This is a genomic window from Comamonas testosteroni, assembly GCF_030505195.1.
Taxonomy (GTDB): Bacteria; Pseudomonadota; Gammaproteobacteria; order Burkholderiales; family Burkholderiaceae_C; genus Comamonas; species Comamonas testosteroni_G.
In genome coordinates this window covers 1,879,577-1,896,438 of the sequence record NZ_CP129672.1, presented here as the reverse complement: position 1 = coordinate 1,896,438, position 16,862 = coordinate 1,879,577, and the positions used below count along the sequence as shown (strand labels likewise).

Genomic DNA, 16,862 nt, shown 5'->3' with positions numbered 1-16,862 from the left:
AGTGTGCGCTTCCGCACCGCTACGGGCGCGGCCGGCCTATTTGACGAACTGGTTGAGCTGGATGATGGGCATGAGCACAGCCAGCACGATGAGCATGACCACCAGCCCCATGACGACGATGAGCAGGGGCTCCAAAATCGTGGCCAGGTGCATGGCACGACGCTGGACTTCGGTGGACAGCTGGGTGGCGGCACGCTGCAGCATCAGCGGCAGCTGGCCCGTCTGCTCGCCCAGTCGGGCGAACATGGCGAGCAGGCCCGGAAAGCGCTTCTTCTGTGCCAGGGCCGAGGCCAGTGGCGCGCCTTCGCGCACCAGCACCAGCGCATCCATGGCATCGGCGCGCAGTGCGCGGTTGTTCAGCGTCTCGGCGGCGGCCTGCAAGGCCTTGAGAATGGGCACGCCCGCTCCGGCCAGCATGGCCAGGGTACCGGCAAAGCGCGCCGCGTTATAGCTGCGCGAGAGCCGGCCTATGAGTGGCAGATGCAGCCACTGGGCATCGAAGCGCTCGCGAAACGCCTCGTTCTTGAGCGCCAGCCGAAAACCCGCGGCAGCCAGCAGCAGCACGGCCAGCATGAACCAGCCATAGCTGCGCACAAAGCTGCTGATGCCGAGCATGAGCACGGTGAGAAACGGCAGCGCACGCTTGGTGCCGGCAAACACGCCGGCGACCTGCGGCACGACATAGCTGACCAGAAAGGTCACGATGACGATGGCCACCAGCGTCACGATGGCCGGATACAGCGAGGCGCCGATGAGCTTGGACTGCAGTGCCTGACGCGCCTCCAGGTCGTCGGCCAGGTTCTCCAGCACCGGGCCCAGGCTGCCGCTGGATTCGCCGGCACCGATCACGGCGCAGAAGATGTCGGAAAACTCGCGTGGATGCTGCTCCAGCGCCCTGGCAAAGCTGGAGCCGGCATTGACTTCTGCCCTCAGCGCGGCGACCAGTTGATGCTGGCGTTCGTCCTCGGCTTCCTCGGCCAGCGCGGCCAGCGCGCGCTCTATGGGCAGGCCGGAGCTGACCAGCCCCGAGAGCTGGCGGGTCCAGACTGCCAGACTCGTGGAGTTGAAGGCCGGGCGCGTGAGCCATCCGGATGCGCCTGTCCGGCCCCGGCCCTGGCCTGCGGCCACGGGTTCGACCTGCAGCGGCACCAGGGCCTGACTGCGCAGCTGGCTGCGCGCGGCACGGGCGTTGTCGGCTTCCAGGGTGCCCTTGCGGGTCTGGCCCTGGGCATCCAGGGCTTCAAAGGTAAAGGCGGGCATGCGCGAATCGATCTGACGGGTGACGGGTTAGGACATGTTTACGTTCTTGGGATGGTAGCGACTAATGATGTCAGCACATCGGCATTGGAGAGCACGCCGCAGACTTGAGGCAGGTCATGACGGTCGCGGGCGAGGTCGGCACAATGGTCTGCCGATTCAAGAACGGGAGGTTTCGATGCTCAAGGACAAGGTTGCATTGGTGACGGGGGCTGCGTCCGGCATAGGCCGCTGTGTGGCGCTGACATGGGCCCGGGAAGGCGCGCGGGTGGTGCTGGCCGACCTCAACGAGGAGCAGGGCCAGGAGACCGCAGCCCTGGTGCGCGAGCTGGGTGCCGAGGCACTGTATCTGCGCGCCGACGCCGGCAGCGCGGCGGATCATGAAGCGCTGGTGGCCTTGACCATGCGCCACTTCGGCCGTCTGGATGTGGCCTGCAACAACGCCGGCATCGGCGGTGTCAGTGCGCCCACGGCCGACTATCCACTGGATGCCTGGGAGCAGGTGCTGCGCGTCAATCTCTCTGGCGTGTTCTATGCCTGCAAATACCAGATCGCCGCCATGCTGCAGGGCGGCGGCGGCTCCATCATCAATATGGCGTCCATCCTCGGTGCCGTGGGCTTTGCCAACTCTGCGGCCTACACGGCCGCCAAGCATGGCGTGCTGGGCCTGACCAAGGCGGCAGCGCTCGAATATTCGGCCAGAGGCGTGCGGGTCAATGCCGTGGGGCCGGGCTTTATCCACACTCCCATGATCAGCGGTCTGGAGCAGGACCCGAGCACGCATGCGGCGCTGGTGGCGGCCCACCCCATGGGACGCCTGGGCCAGCCCGAGGAGATCGCCGAGCTGGTGGCCTGGCTGGCCAGTGACCGCGCGTCGTTTGTGACGGGCGCTTATTACCCGGTCGACGGCGGTTACTTGGCGCGCTGAGTGGTTGGCAGCGGTTTGCTCCAGGTGTTGATGGCCCTGCGCCTGACTGGCAGGCGCTACGGGCCAAAACCTTAAACGACTGGTGCCATGGCGGCGGCTTGCATATCGCCGTCCATCTCATCGGCGCGCACCGAGGCTGCACGCTGCAGCAGCGGCGTGGCATAGGCCTCGAATTCGGGCCGCCTGGGCAAGCTGCCGTCCATCATGCTCCAGCCGATATAGCTGGCCAGATACAGATCGGCGGCCGTGAAGTGGTCGCCGCAGACATAGCGTTTGCCGGCCACCGCATGCAGCAATGTGTTCAGCACATCGTCAAAGCGGCCAAAGCCCGCGCTTATGGCCTGCTGATGAGTTTGCGATTGCAGCCAGCCTTCGTTGCGGGCGGTCGTGACGGCCTCCACCGGCCCGGCGACAAAGAACAACCAGCGAAAGTAGCCGGCGCGCTCCGGGCTGCCCATCGCCGGGGCCAGTCGCTTCTCGGGGAAAAGATCGGCCAGATAGGCGAGGATGGCTCCGGTCTCGGTGACCACGGCATCGCCATGCTGCAGCGCCGGGACCTTGCCCATGGGGTTGATGGACAGGTACTCGGGCGACTTCATCTCGGGTCCGAATTCCAGCTCAACGGTTTCATAGTCGGCACCGCATTCCTCCAGCATCCAGCGCACCATGCGGGCGCGTGATCTGGGGTTGCTGAAAAAGCGCAGCTTGGGCTGGTGAGGTGTGGACATTGCGGTTCTCCTTGGCGGGCTGTTGTGACATGGCAAAAACGCCATGCAGCCAATGTAGGAGCGGGGGCTGACAGTTTCTGTCAGCAGCACCGTTCAATCCAGCGTGTAGCCGGTTTCGTCCAGCCAGCGCTGTATCAGCGCCTGGCGCCTTTGTGGATAGCGTTCGCCCAGATCCTCCAGGGCATCCACACGGTCGGCGCGAAAGTGACGAAAGGCCTGGCGCAGCTCGCACCAGGCCGATACCACGCGGGAGCGCTCGAAGTAGGCCATGGCAAACGGCCAGACCCGGCGCTGGCTTGGCACGCCATGCTGGTCTCGGTAGTGCAGCACGACCTTGTGTTCGGCGCGGATGGCGCGGCGCAGCGCGGCCTGCCAGGGCTCGGCCGGCGGGTCTGTCTGCATATTGGGAACCAGCAGACCGCTGGTGTCGACGGCGATGCGCAGCTCCAGCGGCAGTGCCGAGCGTATGCGGTCCATGGCGGCGGTGGCGGCCTGGGCCAATTGCGGATCGGCCTGCAGGCTGGCCCAGCGCGCGCCCAACAGCAGCGCCTCCAGCTCGTCGGCGTTGAACATCAGGGGCGGCAGCAAAAAGCCGGGCCGCATCTCGAAGCCTATGCCGGGGTCGCCCAGAATGTCGGCGCCCTGAGTGCGCAAGGTGGCAATGTCGCGGTACAGCGTGCGCAGGCTGATGCCCAGCGCCTGGGCCAGCTCGGGCCCGGTCTGCGGCAGACGGGCGCGGCGCAGCGTATCCAGCAATTGCAGCAGACGGGCGGAACGGCTCATGGGCGAAATCCGAGAGGTGAACGACGCAGGAGTTTGGCATGCTCCCACGCCGGGACGCCGGGACGCCGCTATCCCTGAGCTTCCTCCTGCCGCACAGCGAGAGAGGAGGGAGCTGCCTGGGGAGCAATCAGGCGCAGTTCATTGCGCCAGCCGTGATCTCCAGGCTGCGCAGGCGCAGCTCGGCGTCATAGACATCGCTGACGATCATGAATTCATCGGCCTGGGTCTCATCGGCCAGCTTTTGCAGGCCCTGGCGCACGGTATCGGGGCCGCCGATGACGCCCACGGCCAGAAAATCGGCAATCGCCGCCTGGGCGCGCCCATCGAGCTGCTCCCAGAAGTCCGCTATGGGCGGCATGAGCCGGGTGCGGTTGCCGGTCAGGATGCCGAGCACGCGCTGATAGGTGCTGCTGGCCAGAAAGCGGGCCTCTTCATCGCTGGGGGCTGCAATCACGGGCACGCCGACAATCGCGTAAGGCTTGGCCAGTGTGGCGCTGGGCTTGAACATCTGGCGGTACAGGGCCAGGGCCTGGTGCAGCATGCGCGGCGCAAAGTGCGAGGCAAAGGCATAGGGCAGGCCCATGTGTGCGGCCAGCTGGGCCGAGAACAGACTGGAGCCCAGCAGCCAGATCGGGACATGCGTGCCCGTGCCCGGCATGGCGATGATGCGGGCTCCATCCTGGTGATCGCCCAGCAGACGCTGCAGCTCCTGTACGTCGCGCGGGAAGTCCTCCTCGGTCTCCACGCGGTCGCGGCGCAGGGCGCGCATGGTCGCTGCGTCGGTGCCCGGCGCGCGGCCCAGGCCCAGGTCGATGCGGCCCGGGTAGAGCTCGGCCAGCGTGCCGAAGGCCTCGGCCACCACCAGCGGTGCATGGTTGGGCAGCATGATGCCGCCCGAGCCCACACGAATCTTCTGCGTGGCACCTGCGATGTGGCCGATCAGCACGGCCGTGGCCGAACTCGCAATGCCCGGCATATTGTGGTGCTCGGCCAGCCAGTAGCGGGTGAAGCCCAGCTTCTCGGCCTGCTGCGCGGTGCGCACGGCAATCTGCAGTGCATCGGCCACCGTTGCGCCTTCGCGCACGGCGACCAGGTCCAGCATGGACAGCTTGACGTTGTTCAGGGATTTCATGGCGATTGATCCATATGGTTTTGATGGCTCTCAGCGCTTTTTTGAATCAGCGCTTGCGGCCGAGCTCACGTCCAAGAATAATGCCGACCAGCACGCCCCAGGCCAGCAACACGGCGGCCATGGCGTAATAGGTGCTGCCGGCCTGCATGGCGAATACCGAGCCCAGCAAGGCCACCAGCGCCGCCATGCGGATCACGCGGCGTAGCTGATCCACGGGGAAACGGCCTTTGAGGTTGAACAGCACGGCAAGGCTGACAATGGCCAGGGCGATCAGCAGCAGAAACAGATCGCCGCCATAGGGCTGGACGGAAGTGCGAAGGTTTTCAAGCATGCCGATGATTCTGGCAAAGGCTCAATGACCGGTGCTGACCGAGGCCATGCGTGAAGGGCCCGCCAGGCGGCGGGCCGATTGCGTGCGGTTGCTGCTCGCGGCCCTGCCTTGCTGCGTCACTGCGCTGGCGCAAGTGAGTCGCGGGGGCGCTCAGTCCCGCGTGACGCGCATGACTTCGGCTTGCGTGGTGACGCCTTCGCGCACCAGGCGTTCGCCATCCTCGCGCATGAGCTGCATGCCGGCGGCCATGGCGGTCTCGCGAATCTCTGCCTCGCTGGCGCCGCGATGGATCTGGGCGCGAATGGCATCGTCCACCGCCAGCAGCTCGAAGATGCCGGTGCGGCCCCGGTAGCCGCTGGGCTCGCTTGGGTCGACCTTGCGCACCAGGCGCTGTGCCAGCACACCCAGCAGCGAGGAGGACAGCAAAAACGGCTCGACCCCCATGTCGATCAGACGGGTGACGGCGCTGGGTGCGTCGTTGGTGTGCAGCGTGGCCAGCACCAGGTGGCCGGTGAGCGAAGCCTGGATGGCGATCTGCGCGGTTTCGAAGTCGCGGATTTCGCCGATCATGATCACGTCCGGGTCCTGGCGCAGCAAAGCGCGCAAGGCCTTGGCAAAGGTCAGCTCGATCTTGGCGTTGACCTGGGTCTGGCCCACGCCGGCCAGCTCATATTCGATGGGGTCTTCCACCGTCATGATGTTGCTGTGACTGGAGTCCATGCGCTGCAGCGCGGCATAGAGCGTGGTGGTCTTGCCCGAGCCCGTGGGGCCGGTGACCAGCACGATGCCGTGCGGCTGCGCCGTCAGATGGGTGAAGCGTCTGAGCGTCTCGCCGCCCATGCCCACGGCTTCCAGGCTGAGCTTGCTCTCGCTCTTGTCCAGCAGACGCAGCACGGCGCGCTCGCCGTGGGCGCTGGGCAGGGTGGAGACGCGCACGTCAATGGCTCGCGTGCCCAGGCGCAGGCTGATGCGGCCGTCCTGCGGCAGGCGTTTCTCAGCAATGTCCAGGTCGGCCATGATCTTCAGGCGGCTGATCAGGGCAGCATGCAGGGCGCGATTGGGCTGTACCACCTCACGCAGATCGCCGTCCACGCGAAAGCGCACGCTGGAATGGCGCTCGTAGGGCTCGATGTGGATGTCCGAGGCACCGTCGCGCGCCGCCTGCGTGAGCAGGGCGTTGAGCATGCGGATGATGGGGGCGTCGTCGGCGGTTTCCAGCAAGTCCTCCACGGCTGGCAGCTCCTGCATCATGCGCGTCAGATCGGCATCAGACTCGACCTCGCTGACCACCATGGCCGCGCTGGAGTCGCTTTGCGCATAGGCCGCGCTGATGCGGTGGGCCAGCGCGCCGCTGTCCAGCAACTGCCAGCGTTGCACTGCATGCTTGCGCTGCACTTCGGAGATGGCCGACCAGTCGGGCTGCGGACCATGCCAGAGCACGGGCTCCTGGCCGTCATCCTCGATCAGCAGCTGGCTGCTGCGGGCAAAGCCATAGGGCAGTGGATAGCGCATGCGTGGCCTTCGCTTACAGGGTGCCCGCAGGCAGGGTGGCGGGCGTTGCAGGCGTCACGGTCACGGGCTGGCCGTTCACCGTGGGCTGGCCGGGGCGCGTGAAGTCCACGATCTCGGGCTTGGCTCCAGGCACGATGACCACATTGGGCGCGCTTGCCTGCGTAGCGCCGCTGGATGCGGGCAGCAAGGGCGCTGCATTGACGTTGCGCATCAGCAGATTGGGGTCGGGCTGCACGGTTTGCTGCATGCCGCGAATGGACTCATAGCGGTCCTGCGAAAGCTGACTGGTGGAGTTGGCGTCGCGCAGCACGGTGGGGCGCAGAAACACCATCAGATTGGTTTTCTTGCGCGCGCGGCTGGTGTTGCGGAACAGGTTGCCCAGCAGGGGAATGTCGCCCAGCAGCGGCACGCGCTCCTGGCTCTGGCTGTATTCGTCGGCAATCAGGCCGCCCAGCACCACGATGGCGCCGTCCTCGACCAGCACATTCGACTCGATGGAGCGCTTGGTGGTGGTGGCGCCGGACTGGGCATTGGCCGTTCCCTGCTTGACTGCCGAGTTCTCCTGGTAGACGGCCATCTTGATGGTGCCGTTCTCGTTGATCTGCGGGCGAATCTTGAGCAGCGTACCCACGTCCTTGCGCTCATAGGTGGTGAAGGGATTGACCGAGCCCGAGGTGCCCGCAGTGTTGGTATAGGAGCCCGTGGGGAAGGGGACGTTCTCGCCCACCATGATGCTGGCCTCCTCGTTGTCCAGCGTCATCAGATTGGGTGTGGAGAGGATGTTGGTGTCGCCGTCGCCCTGCATCAGGTTGACCAGGGCACCCAGGCTGGTGTTGCCGTTGACGCTCTGGGTGAAGCCCAGGTTCATGCCCTTCATGCCGCCGATGGCCGAGGCCTGGCTGTCGGTCAGGGGCGTGCCGTTGACCAGACTGCCCACCGCACCCGACAGGCCGAAGATGTTGGAGATGCCGCTGATGGAGGTGCCGTTGCCAAGCACGCCCAGCACGCGGCCGTTGTTGCGGATCACCGAGCTCCACTGCACGCCCAGCTGGGCCGCCTTGTCGGCGGAGACTTCGACAATCAGCGCTTCGATCAGCACCTGGGCGCGGCGGCCGTCGAGCTTGTCGATGACGGTGCGCAATTGACGGTACAGCGGGCCGGGGGCGGTGATGATCAGCGAGTTGGTCGTGGGGTCGGCCTGGATCATGCCGCCCGTGGATGGTTGCTGTGCGGTGCCGAAGCGCGAGCTGGGGCCGCTGTTGCCGCCGCCCAGGCCGACGGTTGCGCTGCCGTCCGTGCCGCGCGAGATCATGGGCTGGGAGCTTGCTGCATTGATGGTCGAGCCGGCCGCCGCCGTCATGCCAGGCTGGCCGCCCAGGGCGGTGCTGGCGCTGGTCTGGGCGTTGATGGCAGCACGCAGCGTGGCGGCCAGGGACACCGCGTCGGCGTTCTTGAGATACACCACATGGATATTGCCGTCGTCGCCATTGCCCGTCATGGCCGGCTGGTCCAGACGTGCGATCAGCGAGCGGATCAGCGACAGCTTGGCGGGGTTGGCGGCGCGGATCAGCACCGAGTTGCTGCGCGGCTCGGCCAGTATGGAGGTGCGGAAGCTGGTATCGGCCTGGCCTGTGGCGGCACCCGCTCCCGCCTGGATCGCGCCGCCGGCGGTGGCCGAGCCACCTTCCATCAGGCGATTGACCAGGGCCACCATATCGGCGGCCACGGCATGGCGCAGCGAGATGACTTCCACATCGGTGGCGTTGGAGACATCGGTGCTGGCGATGATGCGCGAGATGCGCTGCAGATTGTCGGCGTAGTCGGTGATGATCAGCGAGTTGTTGCCGGGGTTGACGTTGATGGTGTTGTTGGGGCTGATCAGCGGCCGCAGCACGGGCACCAGATTGTTGGCGTTCTCGTAGTTGAGCTTGAAGATCTGCGTGACGATCTGTCCGCCGCCCTGGCTGGCGCGTCCGCCCTGTCCGACGGAGACCTCGCTGGACTGCAGCTTGGCATCGGCTTCTGGAATCACCTTGAACAGGCCTGCCGACTCCGTCACCGTGAAGCCCTGCATGCGCAGCGCCGCCAGATATTGCTGGTAGGCCGTGGCCGGTGAGACGGCCTTGTCGGTCAGCAGCGTGATCTGGCCCTTGACGCGCGGATCCACCACCACGTTGCGGTTGGTGATGGCGGCCATGGCGCGCGACACCGCCTCGATATCGGCATTGGTGAAGTTCAGCGTGACCGGCTCGCCGGGTCGCAAACTAGGAGTGGCATTCGCTTGTCCACTCTGGGTTTGAGCATGAATGGGTGCTGAAATGCAGACGGCAAGCGAGGCAACAGCTATCGAATGCAGTGTGTTTTGCCAGGCGGTGCGTGAATGCTGAGTCATGGGTCAACCAAAGGTGATGATGGAGCGCGCACCCTGGCGGCGCCCCAAGATATTGAGCAAGTTCGACAGAGCGGCTTCGCGCTCGGGGCTGGCAGAGGCTTCGCCCCTGAAGTGCAGGCGCGAGCCCACCCATTGGCCCTGGCCGCTGAGCTGCAGGTCGCCGCCCAGCGTGGTCAGATTCAGCTGGGGATTGTCTCCGCCCTGTATGTCGAGGCGGTAGCTGCCCAGAGGCTTGAGCGACGACAGTCTTGACGATACGGCCAATGCTTCCAGCCGCGTCAGGCCCTGGCTGGTGGCCCGGCCGGCGCGATATTGCAGTGTCAGAGCGACCGTGGACAGGCGCAACTGGCCCTGCAGGGCCACGGTGTTCCAGGGCGTGCCAAGGCCGGCCAGCATGTCGGCGGGCAGTTGCAGCACGCTGTCCTTGAAGCGTACCGTCATGGCGTTCCAGCCCGGCTGCAACTGCGCCAGCATCGGGGTGCTGGTGCAGCAATCGCTTTGCAGACTGATGCTGGCGCCACTCAGGCTGGGGCGCAGTGTCCAGTTCAGACGCGTGGGCAAGCTGCTCTGGTCCTGGCTGTCCTTGCCGCCCGTGAGCACCAGTCGGGCCGAGCCACGCCAGAGCGTGCCGCGCGGCTCCTGCAGCAGTACCTGGTTGGCGCTGACCGATTGCACGCCGGCCGCGAGCCAGGCCGCAGGGGCCTGGGCCAGCACCGCCAGCACAGCGCCCAGCAAGGCGCCGCCCACGGCCCAGCGGCGCGGCGAACGCGGATCGCCCGCCTCGCGCGGTCTGCGCAGGGCTGGGCTGGCGGGGCGTGACCGGGACAGGTTCATGGCCTGGGCTCAGTTCGGTGCGCCCGCGTTGCCGGGCAGCTCGAGCAGCAGATTGCCGCTCCAGCGGGTGATGGCCGCGCCATCGGCGGCTTCGCCAAGGATGCGGTTGAGCTTCATCTCGGCCACCGAAGCGTGGCTGTTGTCGCGCACCTGAGCCAGCCAGCGGGCCAGTGCCGGTGCGGCGGTCTGGGTCAGGCTGATCTGGGCGCGGTTGCCCAGCCACTGCAGCTGGGCGCTGCTGCCGAGTTCGGTCTTGAGCGACTGCTCCAGCTGCGTGCGTGCATCGGCGCTATTGCCCTGCGGCTGCTGACGCAGCAACTCGGCCTGGGCCTGCATCTGCAGCATGTTCTGCAGCTCAAGCTCCGCGGCCGCATGGCGCGCCGGGGCCGTGCGCAGGCTGTGCAGGGCCGGCGCCAGCGCCAGCCACCAGAGCAGGGCCAGCAGCACGACGCTGGCGGCGAGCAGCAACAGATTCTGCTCGCGCGGGGCCAGGGCGCTCCAGCGCTGGGCCAGCGGAGCCAGTGCGGTTTTCAAGGCGTTTTTCTGCTTCATGGCCTAGCCTTTGCACTCAGCACCAGTTCTGTTCCTTCGCGTTGCAGCACATAGCCGTTGGCCTGCAGACTTTGCTGTGCGTCGCCCAGTGCTTCGGGGCTCAGGTCCAGGCCCGAGATGCGCAGCTGCTTGTCCTGGTATTGCAGGCTCTTGGCATCTTGCACGCCCTGAATGCCGGCGCTGGCGGCCAGCAGGGCCTCAAGGTCGTTGGCGGACAGGGCGCCGGAGTTGCTGCGCAGCAGGTCCAGTTCGCGTTGCATCTGTACCGGAGCATCGATGATGACGGGCACGTGTGGGAAGGTGCTCTGAAGTACCTGCTTGGCCTGCTGCTGGCGCAGTTCGATGGCACGGTTTTCCCTGAAGGCCCAGGCGTTGAGTCCGGCCAGCTGGGCAACGATGGCAATGCCTGCCGCCCAGCGCGCAGCACGCCATTGCGGGGCCTTGGCAAAACCATGCCAGGCATCGAGCAGGCGGCGCTTGGCGCGGGTGCTGCCGCCCAGATCCAGATCGAACTGGGCCAGGTCGCCTGCGTAGCCATGGCTTTGCAGCAGTCGCTGGGCAGCCGTGAAGATGGTGACCGGGCGCTGCAGCGCTTCCGCGCTGCGTGCCAGATGGGGTTCGGCCAGTACCGGCAGATCCTCGGGCAGGCGAGCCAGCAGTGGCGGCAGCAGGCTGGCATCCGCATTTAGGGGCAGGACGACGAGGCATGCCTGTGCATCCAGTCCGGTGGCGCTGAGCTGGGGTTGGGTGCTGTCGCCCGACAAAAGCAGCTGGGCCGCGCTGTTGGGCCATTGCTCGGGCAGCAGGCGGCTGGCGGCATGACCATGCTGCTCCAGTGCCTGCAGATGGGATTGCAGCCAGCTCTTGTCGCAGGCCGCTACCCAGCAGGTCTGGCCTGCTGCCGAGCCTGCGTCCAGCGCCAGATGCATGCTGGGCGGCTCATCGAGCAGCTTTTCTTCCAGCAAACCATCGAGCACGGCGCGCAGACGCTGCTGGCGCCGGCTTTGCACATTCAGTCCCAAAGGCAGGGTGACGGCATGCCAGGACAGCTGAGCTGCAGGGATGACGGCTGAGACCTGGGTCGTGCGGCTTGTTGCCGGCAGCAGCGACGCCGCAGCCTGGCCGCTGCGCTGAATGCTTTGGCCATCGTCGCTGAGGACGTAGAAGTATTCCGTGGCGGAGTTGGCGGGCTTCGCCGACAGCTGTATTAGCAATGTGCTCATGAGGGAAGATGCCGCATTCTATGGGGGCAATGTGACATCAGGGTGTCAGGGTCTGGCAACTGCGGGCATACCCCAGTCGGCATGCTCCTGCCACAGGGTAGTCACGTTCATGTTCCTGCGCTGAATCAATGAGCGCAGGCTCAAGACGTTGTCCCCGAGACGCAGGCGACCGCGGGCTTCGAAATAGCTGGTGGTCACGGAGTGCTTGGCACTGTTGAAGACGCCGCTCAGACCTATGGCCGCAGCCGCTGCATTCAGGGACTTGAAAGGCGAGGCATCGCGCAACTGCACCAGCTGGTTGGCGCGAGCCCAGTCCAGATCATCGGTGCTGGCCCAGATGACCTCGGCGCTGGCCGTGTTGAGATTGACCGTGGTGCGCTCGGGCAGCAGCGAGACATAGGGTTCGATGCGCGCGATGAGACGAGGATCGACGCCCAGCCAGCCCAGTTGCCCGACGGTGCGGGGCATCAGCGCCGCAGTCTGGCTCTTGCCGCGCATGGCTTGCTGCAAGGCCGTGGCGATCTGCATGACGGAGCTGCCGGGCAGGCCCAGGCGCTCGAACAGACGCTGAAAAGGCCTGAGGTCTTCCTCCTTCACGCTCGAATCGGCCCCGCTGAGCAGATTGCGCAGATTCAGGCGCGACTGCAGATCCACGATCTCGCCCGAGAGAAAAGCGTCCTGCATGTCGGCAAGGCCGTCATCGACCTGGCTGACATTGTTCTTGGCGGCCAGGAATGTGGACAGGCGAGCCTCCTTCAGCGGCACCGCCCAGGGCTCGCCCAGATGGTCGACGGGGTTGCTGCGGTTGGCGCGCGAGTCCTCCTGCAGCACCACGCGCGACCAGTCCAGCGCGCCCAGCAGCAACCAGTTGGCCTGGACTCTATTGCGTTCGGCGGTCTCGATTTCCACATCGCGCCATTGCTGCCAGAGAGCGGCCGAGGCCAGGGTGGCAACCAGCACCACCGTCAGCATGGCCGCCAGCAGCGCCGCGCCGCGCTGGCGCGCGCGTCTGAAACTGGCGCGCCCCAAGCCCGAAACCCCGAGCAAGGGCCGCCCCGCAGCGATGGGGTTGTCCCCCTGGGGGGAAGGCGCGAAGCGACGCAGGGGGGATTTCATGATCTAGAGTTCGAGCGCAGCGGGTTGACCCAGTCCACCGTCATCACGCCGTTGAGCGCGCGGCCCGGGGGCAGCGTCAGTTCGATGCGGATGCCGTCGGGCACGTTGGGCAGCACGGGATTGCCATCGCTGCCGACGCTGCTGCCGTCATCGTCGCCCTGATCGCTGGACTGCGGGTTGGTCCAGGCGTTGCTGCGGTAGTAGTAGACACGCCAGAGGTCCAGAGGTATCAGCACGGTTTCGCGGCGCATCTGATCGCTGGAGGGATTGCGGCCCCATTGGGCCGCCTGGTTCCAGGCATCGTTCCATTCGCTGACCGTGCGTGCGGGCAGCGATTGCCAGCGCACCCATTGGGAGCGGCCGTCCACATTGCGACGGCTCCAGGCCACGATGAGCGCTCCGCTGTCGACGGCGGCACTGGTCTTGCGCGTCAGGCGCAGCACCTGACCGTCCCAGTCCAGCACCTGACGGCCCTGCAGCGGCATCAGCGCGTTGAGGTCGGCATTCCACTGAGCCAGAACGGTCTGCATGATGGCGTGCTGCTCGCCCTGCTCGCGCGTCACCTCCTGCGCGCGCAGCATGCCGTCGATGCCGCGCCAGCTCATGATGGCCAGCAAGGCCATGGCGGCCAGGGCCACCAGCAGCTCGATCAGCGTGAAGCCATTGTTTCTGTTGCGCATGCTGCTCATGATTCAGTAGCGGCCGACGATGGTGGAGACGCGCAGCACCGCAGCCGCTTCGGAAAACACCTGGGCATCCACGCGTCTGAAGCTGGGGTTGGGCGTGGGGCGCACGCTGAGCTGTACCTGCATCTGTCTGCCGGCCTGCTGGCACTGGATGGTGGTGTCGCCGACGGCAGGCATCTGATTGAACAGGCGCAGTCGCACCAGCTCGTTCTGTGCGCAGAGCTGGGCCAGAATGACGTCGGACTGGCGCTGGGCATTGCGCGTCAGGGCGCTGCTGGCCTGAAGTCCAGCCAGCAGGGTGACGCCGACGATACCTACCGCGACCAGTACCTCGATCAGCGTGAAGCCGCGCTGCAGCAGGGCGGGCTTCATGGCGTCACCTGCTGGCTTTGAATGCTGAACGGACGCAGCCCGTCGGTGGCCAGCCGCAGCGGTGCCGAGTTGCTGCCGGGCAGCGACAGCGTAATGCTCTGCCTTGGAATCAGCGGCTCCGGCCCCAGCACCACGGGCGTATTGGGCTGCACCAGCACTGGAGTCTGCAGCCATTGCGTGGGCATTTTGACGTTGGGTGGCAGGCCTTCGAAGCGAAAGCCTTGCGGCATGGGACGCCAGATCACCAGGGCGCCGTTGGTGCGGGCCTGGGCGCGTGCCGATTCCAGCAGCGTGGCCAGGCGCTGGGCTTCGCGCTCGAGCTGCTGCTCGCCGCTGTCGCGGATGGCCAGGCTCACGCCGGCCGTTGCCAGCGCCATGATGGAAATCACCACCAGCAACTCCAGCAAGGTAAATCCGGCGTGTTTGAGGTGAGCCATGAAGGAGTGAGCGGCCGAATTGCTGATGTGAAGCGGGTTAGACGGAGGACTTTTCGCCGCCGGGCAGCCCCAAGGCGAAACTCGGCTTTAGCCGGTCAGGGCCCCTTGGGGGCAGCGACCACACGCAGTGAGGGAGCGTGGGGTCGATGCTCTCGTGGGGGTTCATTGCTATTGCCAGGAACCAATATCCGCATCCTTGCCTTCGCCGCCGGCCTTGCCGTCAGCGCCAAAGGACATGATGTCGATGGGGCCCTTCACGCCTGGGTTCAGGTATTGATAAGGATTGCCCCAGGGGTCATTGGGCAGCTTTTCCAGGTAGGGCTTCCAGTTCTGTGGAGCGGGGCCGGTGGTTGGTTTGGCTACCAGCGCCTGCAGGCCCTGTTCGGCCGTTGGATAGCGCTGGTTGTCGAGGCGGTAGAGCTTGAGCGCCTGGTTGATATTGGCGATATCGGTCTTGGCTGCGGTCACGCGCGCATCGTCGGCGCGGTCCAGCACATTGGGCACGATAAGCGCTGCCAGCACGCCAATGATGACCAGCACCACCATCAATTCGATCAGGGTAAAGCCGCGTGATGCGGCGTGGCGAATAGCAGACATCGGATGACGGCAGTGGGTGCTCATTGGAAACTGTAGGAAAAATGCAGTATTGCACCATCATAATCGTCGAATGCGACTGCAATCTTTCAATACCGGTCAGGGCCTTTCCATGCCGGTCAAACTCACGACCCTGCTGCTGTGGGCGATGGCCGCTGCGGTGGTGGTGTTCTGGACACTGCGCTTCGTCGGCAGCGCCAGCGAGCAGTTGCCCTCGGTCGTACCTGCGCAGCCGGTACAGGCCAATGCCCAGGCCATGGCCAAGGCTTTGGGGGCGGTCGCAGCGCCTGTCGCCGCCGTGGCCGCGCCAGTGGCCAGTCGCTATGCGCTGCTGGGGGTGCTGGCAGGGCGCGAAACAGGTGGCGGCGCCGCCGTGATTGCCGTGGAAGGCAAGGGCAGCAAGGCCGTGCGTGTGGGCGAGGCCGTGGAGGAGGGCGTGATTTTGCAATCTCTGGCGGCGCGCGAAGCGCGACTGGGCCCTGCCAACGGGCCTACCAGCACGGTGCTGCAATTGCCCAGGCCGCCCATCGCGGCATTCAACTGAGTTCGAGTCGCAGCCACTGTCCGTAGGCGGGCGCCGGCAAGGTCCACTCATGGCTTTGCGGCAGCCGGTGGCCATGCTGCAGCAGCCACTGCGCGCAGCGCGCCACGCCTGCGTGGCAGATCCACACCATATGCTCGCTGTTGCTGCTGAGCGCGTCCTGCAGCGCCTCGTTCACGCGCTGCAGCATCTGTGCCAGGGATTCGCCGTCGCCGGGCGCGTGCAGCGCCAGATCGTGCGCCCAGGCACCGATGGCAGCTTCGCCGATGTCATTCCAGCGCAGGCCTTCCCAATGGCCGAAATCCATCTCCTGCAAGCGGCCGTCTGGGATGGAGACGAAATCCGGCTCCAGCGTCTGAAGGTAAAGTGCCAGCTGCCTGCAGCGTTGCAGCGGCGAATGCCGGATCTGCAGCTGGCCATGCAGGGGCTGCAAAGAGTGCCGCAAGTCCTGTGCGGCTTGCCGGGTGGCTTCTGCATCGGCGGCGATATCGAGGCGGCCGTAACAGCGCTCGGTATCGATCAAGGGACGTGCGTGGCGCACCAGCCATAGCGTTTTCATGTCTGGAGTAGCTGGCGCAGATAGATGCAGCTGACCAGCAGCAGCGCCAGTTCATTGAGCTGCTGGCAGGCGCCCAGGCAGTCGCCCGTCATGCCGCCCAGACGCTGCAGCAGCCAGCGCCGCAGCAGCCAGGTGGTGACCAGCATGGCCGACAGCAGGCTGGGCACAAAGCTCCAGACGCCGAGCCAGCCCAGCAGGCCCAGTGCCGGCAGGCACCAGAGGCCGCCGGTCAGCAGGCCTTGCCAGCCCAATTGCCGGCCCGCGATATGCAGGGTCTTGCTACTCGCGGCCAGACCGACATGAGGCATGCTGCGCATCAGCACCAGCGGCGCAAAGCGTGACAGCACATGAATGCAGCACACGAGGATGAGCAACGGAGCCGGCCCCCACAACGGCTGCATGACGGACAGCAGCAGGGCGATCAGCACGACCTTGGTGAGCAGGGCCAAGAGCAGCGCCATCACGCCATAGGCGCCGATGCGCGAGTCCTTCATGATCTCCAGCGCACGCTCGGCTGGCACCAGGCCGCCCAGCCCGTCGGCGACATCGGCCAGGCCGTCCTCATGAAAACCGCCGGTCAGCCACAGGGTGCCGGCGGTGCTGATGAGCGCGGCCGCCAGCGGCGACCAGGGGCTTGCCGGCAGCAGCCAGAGCAGGGCTGCCAGCAGCAGCGCTGCCCATAGACCCACCAGCCAGCCCACGCCAGGCAGATGCGCGGCGCTGGCGCGCTGCATCTCCGGGCTCCAACCCACCCAGGCCGCCAGACGCCCGGCCACGGGGATGCGGCTGAAGAACTGGACGGCCAGCAGATAGTGGCGCAGGGCTTGCATGGTGTTGTGAATAAAAAAGGAGCTGGTTGCGCTTTGTGCTCCTTGATTTCAGGGT

At 66.0% G+C, this 16,862-nt stretch carries 19 protein-coding genes; 2 read left to right on the top strand and 17 right to left on the bottom strand.

The window, feature by feature from the left end:
• Positions 1-36 precede the first annotated feature (36 nt).
• Positions 37-1,260: a type II secretion system inner membrane protein GspF gene (gene gspF / locus QYQ99_RS08760; protein WP_302092296.1), complete on the bottom strand. Its 1,224-nt coding sequence runs from the start codon at positions 1,258-1,260 to the stop codon at positions 37-39.
• A gap of 175 nt (positions 1,261-1,435) precedes the next feature.
• On the opposite strand from gspF, the gene QYQ99_RS08755 reads away from it, so the two are divergent.
• Positions 1,436-2,185 carry an SDR family NAD(P)-dependent oxidoreductase gene (locus QYQ99_RS08755; RefSeq protein WP_302092295.1) on the top strand — a complete coding sequence of 250 codons (750 nt, stop codon included), beginning with the start codon at positions 1,436-1,438 and terminating at the stop codon, positions 2,183-2,185.
• 71 nt (positions 2,186-2,256) lie between these two features.
• On the opposite strand, the gene QYQ99_RS08750 is transcribed toward QYQ99_RS08755, so the two are convergent.
• The 14 genes from QYQ99_RS08750 to gspG all read right to left on the bottom strand — a co-directional run bounded on the left by QYQ99_RS08750 (position 2,257) and on the right by gspG (position 14,880).
• Positions 2,257-2,913 (bottom strand): glutathione S-transferase family protein, encoded by a 657-nt coding sequence (locus QYQ99_RS08750; protein ID WP_302092294.1) that lies wholly within the window; start codon positions 2,911-2,913, stop codon positions 2,257-2,259.
• A 93-nt stretch (positions 2,914-3,006) separates the two neighbouring features.
• A complete protein-coding gene (locus tag QYQ99_RS08745) occupies positions 3,007-3,696 on the bottom strand; it encodes a helix-turn-helix transcriptional regulator (protein WP_302092293.1) in 690 nt (229 codons plus the stop codon).
• A 127-nt stretch (positions 3,697-3,823) separates the two neighbouring features.
• On the bottom strand, positions 3,824-4,828 hold the full coding sequence (locus tag QYQ99_RS08740; protein WP_302092292.1) for an LLM class flavin-dependent oxidoreductase: 1,005 nt from the start codon (positions 4,826-4,828) through the stop codon (positions 3,824-3,826).
• A 46-nt stretch (positions 4,829-4,874) separates the two neighbouring features.
• Positions 4,875-5,159, bottom strand: coding sequence for a hypothetical protein (locus tag QYQ99_RS08735; RefSeq protein WP_302092291.1), 285 nt, complete (start codon positions 5,157-5,159; stop codon positions 4,875-4,877).
• A 150-nt stretch (positions 5,160-5,309) separates the two neighbouring features.
• On the bottom strand, positions 5,310-6,671 hold the full coding sequence (locus tag QYQ99_RS08730) for a GspE/PulE family protein (RefSeq protein ID WP_302092290.1): 1,362 nt from the start codon (positions 6,669-6,671) through the stop codon (positions 5,310-5,312).
• Positions 6,672-6,684: 13 nt separating this feature from the next.
• Positions 6,685-9,063 carry a type II secretion system secretin GspD gene (gspD, locus tag QYQ99_RS08725; RefSeq protein WP_302092289.1) on the bottom strand — a complete coding sequence of 793 codons (2,379 nt, stop codon included), beginning with the start codon at positions 9,061-9,063 and terminating at the stop codon, positions 6,685-6,687.
• A 3-nt stretch (positions 9,064-9,066) separates the two neighbouring features.
• Entirely contained in the window at positions 9,067-9,897 is an 831-nt protein-coding gene (gene gspN, locus QYQ99_RS08720) for a type II secretion system protein N (protein ID WP_302092288.1), read from the bottom strand.
• Positions 9,898-9,906: 9 nt separating this feature from the next.
• On the bottom strand, positions 9,907-10,449 hold the full coding sequence (gene gspM, locus QYQ99_RS08715; protein ID WP_302092287.1) for a type II secretion system protein GspM: 543 nt from the start codon (positions 10,447-10,449) through the stop codon (positions 9,907-9,909).
• The gene (gene gspL, locus QYQ99_RS08710; RefSeq protein ID WP_302092286.1) at positions 10,446-11,672 is read right to left on the bottom strand and encodes a type II secretion system protein GspL; all 1,227 of its coding nucleotides are present in this window, start codon (positions 11,670-11,672) and stop codon (positions 10,446-10,448) included. Before gspL ends, gspM begins: the two co-directional genes overlap by 4 nt.
• Positions 11,673-11,717: 45 nt before the next feature.
• Positions 11,718-12,788: a type II secretion system minor pseudopilin GspK gene (gene gspK / locus QYQ99_RS08705; protein WP_302092285.1), complete on the bottom strand. Its 1,071-nt coding sequence runs from the start codon at positions 12,786-12,788 to the stop codon at positions 11,718-11,720.
• Positions 12,785-13,477 carry a PulJ/GspJ family protein gene (locus tag QYQ99_RS08700; RefSeq protein WP_302092284.1) on the bottom strand — a complete coding sequence of 231 codons (693 nt, stop codon included), beginning with the start codon at positions 13,475-13,477 and terminating at the stop codon, positions 12,785-12,787. The genes gspK and QYQ99_RS08700 overlap by 4 nt, the downstream gene beginning before the upstream one ends.
• A gap of 3 nt (positions 13,478-13,480) precedes the next feature.
• Complete coding sequence (gene gspI, locus QYQ99_RS08695; RefSeq protein WP_034357356.1) at positions 13,481-13,846, bottom strand: type II secretion system minor pseudopilin GspI; 366 nt, start codon at positions 13,844-13,846, stop codon at positions 13,481-13,483.
• Entirely contained in the window at positions 13,843-14,283 is a 441-nt protein-coding gene (locus QYQ99_RS08690; RefSeq protein ID WP_302092283.1) for a prepilin-type N-terminal cleavage/methylation domain-containing protein, read from the bottom strand. Before QYQ99_RS08690 ends, gspI begins: the two co-directional genes overlap by 4 nt.
• A gap of 168 nt (positions 14,284-14,451) precedes the next feature.
• Positions 14,452-14,880: a type II secretion system major pseudopilin GspG gene (gene gspG / locus QYQ99_RS08685; protein WP_302092282.1), complete on the bottom strand. Its 429-nt coding sequence runs from the start codon at positions 14,878-14,880 to the stop codon at positions 14,452-14,454.
• Between the two features lie 70 nt (positions 14,881-14,950).
• On the opposite strand from gspG, the gene QYQ99_RS08680 reads away from it, so the two are divergent.
• Complete coding sequence (locus QYQ99_RS08680; protein WP_302092281.1) at positions 14,951-15,421, top strand: general secretion pathway protein C; 471 nt, start codon at positions 14,951-14,953, stop codon at positions 15,419-15,421.
• On the opposite strand, the gene QYQ99_RS08675 is transcribed toward QYQ99_RS08680, so the two are convergent.
• Entirely contained in the window at positions 15,414-15,977 is a 564-nt protein-coding gene (locus tag QYQ99_RS08675; protein ID WP_302092280.1) for a histidine phosphatase family protein, read from the bottom strand. The genes QYQ99_RS08680 and QYQ99_RS08675 overlap by 8 nt on opposite strands.
• Positions 15,974-16,807, bottom strand: coding sequence for an adenosylcobinamide-GDP ribazoletransferase (locus tag QYQ99_RS08670; protein ID WP_302092279.1), 834 nt, complete (start codon positions 16,805-16,807; stop codon positions 15,974-15,976). Before QYQ99_RS08670 ends, QYQ99_RS08675 begins: the two co-directional genes overlap by 4 nt.
• Positions 16,808-16,862 lie beyond the last annotated feature (55 nt).

Bases quoted from the DNA above. Each gene is read 5' to 3' on its own strand.
- QYQ99_RS08670 (WP_302092279.1), bottom strand. From the start codon at position 16,807: ATGCAAGCCCTGCGCCACTATCTGCTGGCCGTCCAGTTCTTCAGCCGC.
- gspM (WP_302092287.1), bottom strand. From the start codon at position 10,449: ATGAAGCAGAAAAACGCCTTGAAAACCGCACTGGCTCCGCTGGCCCAG.
- gspK (WP_302092285.1), bottom strand. From the start codon at position 12,788: ATGAAATCCCCCCTGCGTCGCTTCGCGCCTTCCCCCCAGGGGGACAAC.
- gspN (WP_302092288.1), bottom strand. From the start codon at position 9,897: ATGAACCTGTCCCGGTCACGCCCCGCCAGCCCAGCCCTGCGCAGACCG.
- gspG (WP_302092282.1), bottom strand. From the start codon at position 14,880: ATGTCTGCTATTCGCCACGCCGCATCACGCGGCTTTACCCTGATCGAA.
- QYQ99_RS08690 (WP_302092283.1), bottom strand. From the start codon at position 14,283: ATGGCTCACCTCAAACACGCCGGATTTACCTTGCTGGAGTTGCTGGTG.
- QYQ99_RS08755 (WP_302092295.1), top strand. From the start codon at position 1,436: ATGCTCAAGGACAAGGTTGCATTGGTGACGGGGGCTGCGTCCGGCATA.
- gspI (WP_034357356.1), bottom strand. From the start codon at position 13,846: ATGAAGCCCGCCCTGCTGCAGCGCGGCTTCACGCTGATCGAGGTACTG.
- QYQ99_RS08750 (WP_302092294.1), bottom strand. From the start codon at position 2,913: ATGTCCACACCTCACCAGCCCAAGCTGCGCTTTTTCAGCAACCCCAGA.
- QYQ99_RS08740 (WP_302092292.1), bottom strand. From the start codon at position 4,828: ATGAAATCCCTGAACAACGTCAAGCTGTCCATGCTGGACCTGGTCGCC.
- QYQ99_RS08730 (WP_302092290.1), bottom strand. From the start codon at position 6,671: ATGCGCTATCCACTGCCCTATGGCTTTGCCCGCAGCAGCCAGCTGCTG.
- gspF (WP_302092296.1), bottom strand. From the start codon at position 1,260: ATGCCCGCCTTTACCTTTGAAGCCCTGGATGCCCAGGGCCAGACCCGC.
- QYQ99_RS08680 (WP_302092281.1), top strand. From the start codon at position 14,951: ATGCGACTGCAATCTTTCAATACCGGTCAGGGCCTTTCCATGCCGGTC.
- QYQ99_RS08700 (WP_302092284.1), bottom strand. From the start codon at position 13,477: ATGAGCAGCATGCGCAACAGAAACAATGGCTTCACGCTGATCGAGCTG.
- QYQ99_RS08745 (WP_302092293.1), bottom strand. From the start codon at position 3,696: ATGAGCCGTTCCGCCCGTCTGCTGCAATTGCTGGATACGCTGCGCCGC.
- gspL (WP_302092286.1), bottom strand. From the start codon at position 11,672: ATGAGCACATTGCTAATACAGCTGTCGGCGAAGCCCGCCAACTCCGCC.
- gspD (WP_302092289.1), bottom strand. From the start codon at position 9,063: ATGACTCAGCATTCACGCACCGCCTGGCAAAACACACTGCATTCGATA.
- QYQ99_RS08675 (WP_302092280.1), bottom strand. From the start codon at position 15,977: ATGAAAACGCTATGGCTGGTGCGCCACGCACGTCCCTTGATCGATACC.
- QYQ99_RS08735 (WP_302092291.1), bottom strand. From the start codon at position 5,159: ATGCTTGAAAACCTTCGCACTTCCGTCCAGCCCTATGGCGGCGATCTG.